This window comes from Staphylococcus sp. URHA0057 (genome assembly GCF_000620265.1).
Classification (GTDB): domain Bacteria; phylum Bacillota; class Bacilli; order Staphylococcales; family Staphylococcaceae; genus Staphylococcus; species Staphylococcus pasteuri.
This window is the reverse complement of record NZ_JHVS01000020.1, coordinates 1-9,833: the sequence shown is the minus strand read 5'-3', so window position 1 is coordinate 9,833 and position 9,833 is coordinate 1. Positions and strand designations below refer to the sequence as shown.

The window sequence follows — 9,833 nt, the reverse complement described above, 5'->3', positions numbered from 1 at the left end:
TCTTGTTCACATCACGACCACAGTCATCAGTGGTTGTATTGTTGCGTTATTTACGCATTGGCTACGTAATCGCAACGATAAATAGGCGACTATAGCCACACCTAAAAAATCCCCTCACTATTGCCGTAGTGAGGGGATTGGTGTATTCACGCTAGAATTCTTGTTAATCATATTATAACACTGGTTAATAGAGGAATGCAAAAAGATGCATAATTGAGAACTCATAAAATTATATAGTCCATCTAATAAGTGTAGATGCATATGCCAAGCCCCCACCAAATCCAACTAATAGGATTAAGTCATCTTTTTTTATTTTACCTTCTTTTATAGCTAGGTCGATTGATAAAGGTATGGTTGCTGATGAAGTATTACCATAGTATTTAAGACTCTTTAATGCTTTATCTGTTTCAATATTTGCTTTTTCACAAATCGATTCAATCATTCGAGCATTCGCACTATGCGGTACAAACCAATTCAAATCTTCAATACTGTAATTTGATTGATTTAGAACTTCATGGATTATATTTGGAACGTTACCGACTGCCCATTTATAAACGCCCCGTCCATTTTGAACGATATAACCATGATTTTCTAAATCATCTGAAAACATTTCTTCAGACAATTCTGTGCAATATAAGTTATGACCTTTCAAGCCATCTGATCCGGCATTACTTGCAATAAAACTCATTTCTTCTTTATCATATTCTACAAGAAATGCACCGGCACCGTCTCCAAACAAAATACACGTACTTCGATCATTATAATCTGTAATTTTAGACAATGTTTCTGAACCAATGACTAAAATTTTTTTGTTTTGTCCTGATGTAATCAATCCATTAGCTAAATTAAGTCCATATGTAAATCCGGCGCAAGCAGCATTAATATCAATAGCCCCAGCATTTTTTAACCCAAGCTGAGCTTGGACATATGAAGCTACACTAGGTGTTTTATAATCAGGAGTTAACGTCGCATTAATAATCATATCTACATCGGTTAAGTCGACTTGATACTTTTCTTGTAAATCTAATACAGCTTTATAACTTAAATCACTAGTATATTCATTTTCATCAGCTATTCTTCGCTCAATAATACCTGTTCTTTGTTGGATCCATTCATCAGAGGTCTCTACGATTTTTTCAAAGTCATTATTATCCATAACTTTTTCAGGGACATATGTACCTTGTGCAGTTATTTTAGCAAATGATTGCATAGTATTTCCTCTTTCTATCTTATATATTTTTTTAACTCTTACAAAAAATTATATCATGATAAAAGAATCAACGTAAATGTCTAATAGAGGTACACCCTAATCATACAAAATAAGTTATTGAATTTATAGTAACTTGAACGTATGATTAGGGTGTATATTAATTGTGGAGTGAATATAAATGATTGTAGGTTATGCAAGAGTATCTTCGGTAGATCAGAATTTAGAGAGACAGCTAGATAATTTGAAAACATTTGGCGTAGAGAAAATATTTACAGAGAAACAATCAGGAAAGTCAGTAGAAAATAGACCCGTATTTCAAGAAGCACTTAACTTTGTGAGAATGGGCGATAGATTTGTAGTAGAATCGATTGATCGCTTAGGTCGTAATTATGATGAAGTGATTAACACAGTTAATTATTTAAAGGATAAAGAAGTTCAATTGACGATTACTAGTTTACCTATGATGAATGAAGTCATTGGTAATCCATTATTAGATAAATTTATGAAAGATCTAATCATTCAAATATTAGCAATGGTTTCAGAACAAGAACGAAATGAAAGTAAACGTAGACAAGCACAAGGTATTAAAGTTGCGAAAGAAAAAGGTGTATATAAAGGGCGTCCGTTACTTTATTCAGCGAATGCTAAAGACCCTCAGAAACGTGTTATTTATCATAGAGTTGTAGAAATGTTAGAAGAAGGCCAGGCAATTAGTAGGATTGCGAAAGAAGTGAATATCACAAGGCAGACTGTTTATAGAATTAAACAAGATAAGGAATTGTTTTGAAAAAATGATTGTTAATGAAAGTGAAAGAAACTCAAAGTGTCAATTAAATATAGCATTTATATGACACTCCAAATTAAAAATACTTTTGAGTAAAATAGAAAAAGTTTGTAAATAAAATTAAAAAAGGTATAGTATAATTAGGAGTGTCATTTAAATGAAAGCAGTGACGTATCAAGGCCATAAAAATATGGAAGTTCGTGAAGTAAATGATCCAATAATAGAAGAATCAACAGATGCAATTATTAAAATAACAGCTTCAGGTATATGTGGTTCTGATTTACATCTCTATCATCAAGGCGATCTATTTATGAATCCAGGTTTTGTTATTGGACATGAACCAATGGGAATTGTAGAAGAAGTAGGGAAAGACGTCAAAACTTTGAAAAAGGGAGATAGAGTTGTTATACCTTTTAACATAGGTTGTGGCGATTGTTTCTATTGTAATAATGAAATGGAGTCTCAATGTGATAATTCTAATCCATCACCAGCAAGCTGGAAAATGGATAACGGGGGTCTTTTCGGTTTTGGTAGTGCTATGCACGGAAATCACTGGGGTGGTCAAGCTGAATATTTAAGAGTACCCTTTGCTGACTTCTCTTCATTCAAAGTTCCGGATAGTGATTTGAAAGACGAACAAGTATTGTTTTTATCTGACGTTGTCCCAACAGCTTATTGGAGTGTTGAACATGCAGGCGTAAAATCTGGAGATACTGTTATTGTTCTCGGTTGTGGTCCAATCGGTTTAATGGCACAAAAATTTGCTAAGTTAAAAGGTGCCGAACGAGTTATTGCCATTGACAATGTAGAACATAGATTAAACCATGCAAGAAAATATAACAGTGCTGAAGTGTATAATTTTTCTAAAGAAGATAATATTGGAAAACTACTTCATGAAACGACACGTGGTGGAGCAGATGTTGTTATAGATTGTGTAGGAATGGATGGACAAGTAGCTCAAGATGATTTAGAATTAAGTTCAAATTCAGCTCAACGAGGTAATATTAGTCCAATTATCACAGCAGCTGAATCAGTAAGAAAATTTGGTACCATTCAATTAACTGGTATTTATGGGACACCAGCAGATAATTATCCAATAGATTTAATTTTTAATAGAAATGTTCAAGTGAAAAGTGGTCAAGCGCCAGTTATTCATCAAATGCCAAAATTATATGAAATGATTAAAAACGAAGTTTTTGATCCAACAGAAATTATAACGCATACAATGCCTTTAGAAGATGCAAAACAAGCGTATGATATTTTCGATCAGAAAAAAGATAATAATATTAAAGTCATTTTAAAACCACAATAATAAATATACAAAAGAGCCTATGCACATCATTTTAACCATAGGCTCTTTTATTAATTTTATGTGTTAATTTTTCAAACCACTAAATTAAGTTATAAAATTTCTAACTCTATTTAAAGTTATATGAAACAAATTTAATTATTTTCTGTATAAAGTTTCAAATGCTTAGATGTTAATGTTTTATTTTCTTTAACAAAGTTTACAGGTAATCCACTAAATTGTACTTTTCCCCCATCTAAACCGGGACCTGGTCCTACATCTATAATCCAATCAGCTTCACACATTATTGATAAGTTATGTTCAATTAAAATAACAGTATTATTTTGTTCAATAAGATTATTAAAACAATTTATCAATATAGGAATATCAGCTTCATGTAAACCTGTCGTAGGTTCATCAAATATAAAAATACTATCTGTAACATCTTCATTTAAATATTGACCTAATTTAACGCGTTGAATTTCACCGCCTGATAAGGTAGATAGAGGTTGTCCAAGTGTTACATAATTTAATCCTGTTTTACTTATAGCTTGTAACTTAGACTGAATTTCATTCTCTTTATCAAAAAATCTTATACCTTCATCAACAGTCAATTCAAGGAAATCAGCAATAGAATAGCCATTTATAGTCGCATTCAATACTTCTGGCTTATAACGTTTACCGTGACACACTTCACATGTTTGTGAAAACTCACCCATAAATGCAAGTTCTGTTTCAATATAACCTTTACCACCACAATTAGGACAAGCCCCTTTCGAATTATAACTAAACATGGATTTATTTAATCCAGTTTCTTTGCTGAAAAAATTTCTGACTCTATCAAAAACACCTAAATAAGTTAATAAATTAGACCGATTGGAGCCTTGTATCGCTTTTTGATCCATAAATACTGCATTATCGTTCTTTGCAAAACCTGCCTTAACAAGAGTACTTTTCCCAGAACCTGCTACTCCAGTTAATACTGTCAAAACATGCTTGGGTATATCAACTGTCACATTATTCAAATTGTTTTGAGTCACTGGTCCAAGATGATAAAAATGCTTTGATTCACGTGTCTCATTTTTTAAGTGATGTTTGATACGTAGTGCTTCCCCAGTAGATGTATCTGAAGATAATAATTGTTTGTATGTTCCCTCAAACGTTATCTCTCCACCTTGCGTTCCTGAACTTGGCCCCATATCAATAATATAATCTGCTTCTTTAATTACATCAGGATCGTGTTCTACAATTAATACTGTATTACCTTTATCTTTTAAAGATTTCAAAATTTCATTTATTTTTGCAATATCCTCTGGGTGTAAACCAACACTTGGTTCATCAATGATATAAACCAAATCAGATAGTGAACTGTTCAAATGTCGTATTAATTTAAGACGTTGTGCTTCTCCACCTGATAAAGAAGTGGTTACACGATTAAGCGTTAAATAGCTTAATCCTATATAATCAAGTGCTTCTAATTGCTTTCGAAGTGGTTCAATAATAAATTGGGCTGTTGAATCGTTCAATTTATCAAGAAATACCAAATTTTCTTTTACAGTCATTTGTGTAAAATCTGAAATGTTTTTCCCTTGAATTTTACAGCTCAAAATTTTTGAATTTAAACGTTGACCATTACAAGTTGGACAAATTTTATTTTCTACAACGTTTTTAAGATGCTTAGCGTAACGTTTTTTGTTAAATTCTTTATCCCCTAAGAATATCCTTCTAAACCTAGGTATAAGTCCCACATACTTTGCTGATTTTCGCCATTCTTCGGGCGGGTTTTTTAATTTTATTGGCTCCTGATATAAAAACAAATCTAATTCTTCTTTTGTATATGCTTTTAATTTTTTATCATTATCAAATAAACCACTATCACGATAAGCTTTACCTCTTTCTTTATCAGGTCCGAAAGAAGGAAAATTAATAGCACCTTCATTTAAAGATTTGTCCCAATCTAAGAGTTCATTTAAATTAATGTCTTCAATGTAACCTAATCCTTCACATGTTTCACACATACCATTGGGAGTGTTAAATGAAAAGGCATCTGAATAACCGACAAAAGGTTCACCTACCCTCGACCACAACAATCTAACAGAGGCATAGATATCCGACACTGTACCTACAGTAGAGCGAGAATTACCATTAAATCTTTTTTGACTAATCGTCATTGCTACAGGAAGGTTTTTAATTTCTTTTACCTTTGGTTTCGGTTGTTGATTTAAATGAAATTGAATATAGCTAGAATAACTTTCATTTAAAAGTTGTTCTGATTCAGCAGCTATTGTTCTGAATACCAGCGATGACTTACCTGAACCAGAACGTCCTGTGAATACTGTAATCAAATGTTTAGGTATAGTTATATCTATATTTTTTAAATTATTTTGTGAAGCTCCTATAATAGTAATATTATTCATAAATTCAATGACCCTCTCTTATAATGTTTATCAATTGATTAAATTATCACACTAACTTAATTTATCTTTTTCTTAAAGTTATTACTACTATAAACCTAATAAAAATAATTTTCCTTTAATTTTGTTGTTCATCATGGTCTCATATAATAAAATATATTTTTTATAATAAAAAACGTTATCTAGATTGGTGTACTAGATAACGTTAGAACTCAAGAGTTAGTGGATTGTGATTTCAACGTCAGCGTGTCAAAACAATTAAATATATAAAGATATGTTTATAACTCTATAATATTTGTTGTTTTTATACAATGTTTTTTGTTTTTTTGAGACTCACCATGTAATTTTTATAACAACTTATGTTTGCGTAATAATTCTTCAATGAAAGTGCCTTGTATTTTTTTCATCGCATTTTTTAAAACTGAACGTTTAAGAAAGTTATTATTAACTAATTCAGGTAATGATTTACGATCATTTAATTGATAATAAGCATCCATAAGTACACGTGCATCAAATTCAGAAGCATACACTTCAGGTACGCCCCTATCTATTTCTAATAATTGATATACAGCTTCCATAGCTGTACGCACAGAGTATTCAGTTGTGAATACTGTATCACGTTCTGTTTCAGCAAAGTTACCTATAAAGGCTAAGTTTTTAGAACCATTAGGAACGACCAATGGACGATCTTTGTATGCTCTCGGCATAAAGTACGCTGTCACATAAGGCATATAAACAGGGATCGTATTGCATTCTGTTTGTGCTAATTCAACTAACTCATCTTGTGGCACTCCCATATGATATAACCACTCTTGACAGATTTCACTACCTGTACACTCAGTGATTGGTTTTTTAATGAAATCTCCTTTAACATTAGAGTATAATGCATATATCCATACACTTACCTGATCTTTAGGTTGCTCCTTAAATTGTTGTTGACGATTGACTGTAAAACTAAGTTGCCAACTTGAATCTACTACCGTTATAATACCCCCAGTAACGGTGCGTCCAGATAAAACATCACGTTTACTTAATTTTTCAATATAAGAAATTACTTTTTTATTATTTGTTGTTGTTGTTGCAGATACGAGCCAACTTTTATCTGGAATATGATCACAGAATTTTTCAGGTCTTCCAAATTCTGGACTTTGATTAGCTAAATTTTTCCATAATGTCCAACTACCTCCCAATGCTTTCGTTGGTGGAGCAGGATGGTCATTATCCCCATAAGTTGAACTTTCTGTAATACTGCCGTTCGTTACAAAAACAAGATCATCTAATGTTAAAGGTATAGATTCTGTTTTACCATTTTTGTTTACAAGAATTTCTCGTGCAATTTTCTTAGATGATGTTGAATCGACCAATATATTGTCAACTTGAATACCATATTCAAAATGCACGCCATGTGACTTAAGATATTCTACCATTGGCAATACTAAAGACTCATATTGGTTATATTTAGTGAATTTTAAAGCACTAAAATCTGCCAAACCACCAATATGATGAACAAAACGCATAAGATATCGACGCATTTCCATTGCTGAATGCCAAGGTTCGAAAGCAAACATTGTTTTCCAATATAACCAAAAATTAGAATTTAAAAAATCTTCAGTGAAAACTTCAGAAATTTTAACATCTTCTAAATCTTCTTCTTTTTTCATACATAAACTTAAAATTTCTTTAATAGCTTTTTTAGACAATGTAAAATTGCCATCAGTATCAATGCGTTTACCACCACTATAAATGGCTCTGCATTTAGAATAGTTAGGATCTTCCTTATTCAACCAATAAAATTCATCTAACACGGATGCATCAGGTTGTTCTAATGATGGAATACTTCTAAATAAATCCCATAAACATTCAAAATGATTTTCCATTTCTCTACCACCACGTACGACAAAGCCATGATGCTCCATATTAATACCATCTAAACTTCCCCCTGAGATGTCTAATTCTTCTAAAATATGGATGTTTTTACCTTTCATTTTACCGTCACGAATTAAAAAGCATGCTGCTGCTAGTGAAGCTAAACCTGATCCAATTAAATATGCTGATTTTTTTTCAACATTTTCAGGTTTTTTTGGACGTGCAAAGGCTTCATAATTACTATTGGTATAGTACATAAAAAAACCTCCTTATTAATAAGTGAAATTTCTAAATACTCTAACTTGATTTAATTTCATTATACACTTTTGTATACATATTTACAAAAATATATTAATTTTATTTATATTTATTATCCGATTGTTTTATAATAAACAAGAATAGATTGATATCACTATATTGTAGAAATAAAGTAAATATTAATTTATGATCTATAATGAATTTGTATGCATAGTTAATGAAACTTATTAATTAAAATCACTTAAATCCCTCTCTGTTTTGTCAATAATTTATCAAAACTAAAGCAAAAGAAAAAACACTTTAATATTTATTTGACCAAAATACATATAATTATATAATAAAATATATAATATTATATGTATTTTTTATTATAATTTAAATAAAAATTAAATTATAATAATTATTTTATATAACTTTTTAATATCTTAAAGTTAAAATTGTGTAATTTTCTCATTCTAAGATTGTTATAATTGTTGTAGTTTGTAAGTAAAAACAGGTTGCAATTAGTCAAAAAATAGTTAAAGTATTTATCAATTTTTATATGTATTTCTACTGAGTTGCTGATTAAGATAATAGAAAAATTTTTAAAATTAAAATGATCTATTCCATAAAAGAATAGGTCATATTTAATATAAGTATTTTTATACTGGAAATATTTATATTAAAATAAAACATGTACGTAAAAGAAGGGAGTCAATTATGAATACAAAAGAGTCAAAAACAGTTGTTGTTATTGGCGCTGGTGTTTTAAGCACAACTTTTAGTTCTATGCTTAAAGAATTAGAACCAAGTTGGAATATAAAACTATATGAACGTTTGGATCGACCTGGTATCGAAAGTTCAAATGAGCGTCATAATGCTGGAACTGGTCATGCTGCTTTATGTGAATTGAACTATACAGTAAAACAACCTGATGGATCAATTGATATAGAAAAGGCGAAAGAAATTAATGAACAGTTCGAGATTTCAAAACAATTTTGGGGTCATTTAGTCAAAAATAATAGCATTTCAAACCCTAAAGAATTTATTCAACCATTACCTCATATTAGCTTTGTTAGAGGTAAAAATAACGTTCAATTCTTAAAAGATCGTTATCATGCTATGAAGGATTTTCCGATGTTCGACAATATTGAATATACAGAAGATATTGAAGAAATGAGAAAATGGATTCCCTTAATGATGGAAGGTCATAGCGCGAGTGATATTATGGCTGCTAGTAAAATTAATGAAGGTACTGATGTTAACTTTGGTGAGCTTACTCGCAAAATGGCTCAAAGTATTGAACAACATCCTAATGCTAATGTTCAATATAATCACGAAGTGATAGATTTTAATCATCGAAAAGATGGGAAATGGGAAGTTAAAGTGCGTCAACGTAACAGTGATAATGTTCAGACTGAACTTGCTGATTATGTATTTATTGGCGCCGGTGGTGGTGCAATTCCACTATTACAAAAAACAGGAATTCCAGAAAGTAAACATTTAGGTGGATTCCCTATTACAGGTCAATTTTTAATTTGTACTAACCCAGACATCATAGCTCAACATGATGCCAAAGTATATGGTAAAGAACCTCCTGGCACACCACCTATGACTGTACCTCACTTAGATACTCGTTATATTGATGGTGAACGTACGTTACTATTTGGTCCATTTGCTAGTGTCGGCCCTAAATTTTTAAAAAATGGTTCAAATTTAGATTTATTTAAATCAGTTAAACCATATAATATTACAACATTATTATCTGCTGCTGCTAAAAATCTACCTTTAATCAAATATTCATTTGATCAAATATTAATGACTAAAGAAGGTTGTATGAATCATTTACGTACTTTTTATCCAGAAGTACGTGATGAAGATTGGCAGTTATATACAGCAGGTAAACGCGTACAAGTGATTAAAGATACTCCTGAATATGGTAAAGGATTTATTCAATTTGGTACAGAAGTTGTTAATTCTGAAGATCATTCAGTAATAGCGTTATTAGGAGAATCTCCAGGAGCATCAACTTCA

General features: G+C 31.0%; 7 protein-coding genes. 4 read left to right on the top strand and 3 right to left on the bottom strand.

From position 1 onward, the window contains the following. Nucleotides 1-85 (top strand): type I toxin-antitoxin system Fst family toxin (locus N524_RS13465; RefSeq protein ID WP_141738041.1); only part of this gene is annotated, 85 nt, incomplete at its 5' end. Between the two features lie 144 nt (nucleotides 86-229). On the opposite strand, the gene N524_RS0109275 is transcribed toward N524_RS13465, so the two are convergent. After that, nucleotides 230-1,210, bottom strand: coding sequence for a ketoacyl-ACP synthase III (locus N524_RS0109275; protein ID WP_029056322.1), 981 nt, complete (start codon nucleotides 1,208-1,210; stop codon nucleotides 230-232). A gap of 178 nt (nucleotides 1,211-1,388) precedes the next feature. Between N524_RS0109275 and N524_RS0109270 the strand changes: the two genes are divergently transcribed. Further along, on the top strand, nucleotides 1,389-1,997 hold the full coding sequence (locus N524_RS0109270) for a recombinase family protein (protein ID WP_029056321.1): 609 nt from the start codon (nucleotides 1,389-1,391) through the stop codon (nucleotides 1,995-1,997). Nucleotides 1,998-2,151: 154 nt separating this feature from the next. Then, entirely contained in the window at nucleotides 2,152-3,306 is a 1,155-nt protein-coding gene (locus N524_RS0109265) for a zinc-dependent alcohol dehydrogenase (RefSeq protein ID WP_029056320.1), read from the top strand. Nucleotides 3,307-3,437: 131 nt separating this feature from the next. On the opposite strand, the gene N524_RS0109260 is transcribed toward N524_RS0109265, so the two are convergent. Then, nucleotides 3,438-5,699, bottom strand: a complete 2,262-nt coding sequence (locus N524_RS0109260) for an ATP-binding cassette domain-containing protein (RefSeq protein WP_017636330.1) — start codon at nucleotides 5,697-5,699, stop codon at nucleotides 3,438-3,440. A gap of 344 nt (nucleotides 5,700-6,043) precedes the next feature. Next, nucleotides 6,044-7,819, bottom strand: coding sequence for an oleate hydratase (locus tag N524_RS0109255; RefSeq protein ID WP_017636331.1), 1,776 nt, complete (start codon nucleotides 7,817-7,819; stop codon nucleotides 6,044-6,046). Nucleotides 7,820-8,519: 700 nt separating this feature from the next. Here N524_RS0109255 and mqo point away from each other — a divergent pair. Then, a partial coding sequence (gene mqo / locus N524_RS0109250) for a malate dehydrogenase (quinone) (RefSeq protein WP_037555712.1) occupies nucleotides 8,520-9,833 on the top strand: 1,314 nt, incomplete at its 3' end.

Coding starts and splice junctions, on each gene's coding strand:
- N524_RS0109265 (WP_029056320.1), top strand. CDS start 2,152: ATGAAAGCAGTGACGTATCAAGGCCATAAAAATATGGAAGTTCGTGAA.
- N524_RS0109270 (WP_029056321.1), top strand. CDS start 1,389: ATGATTGTAGGTTATGCAAGAGTATCTTCGGTAGATCAGAATTTAGAG.
- N524_RS0109255 (WP_017636331.1), bottom strand. CDS start 7,819: ATGTACTATACCAATAGTAATTATGAAGCCTTTGCACGTCCAAAAAAA.
- N524_RS0109260 (WP_017636330.1), bottom strand. CDS start 5,699: ATGAATAATATTACTATTATAGGAGCTTCACAAAATAATTTAAAAAAT.
- N524_RS0109275 (WP_029056322.1), bottom strand. CDS start 1,210: ATGCAATCATTTGCTAAAATAACTGCACAAGGTACATATGTCCCTGAA.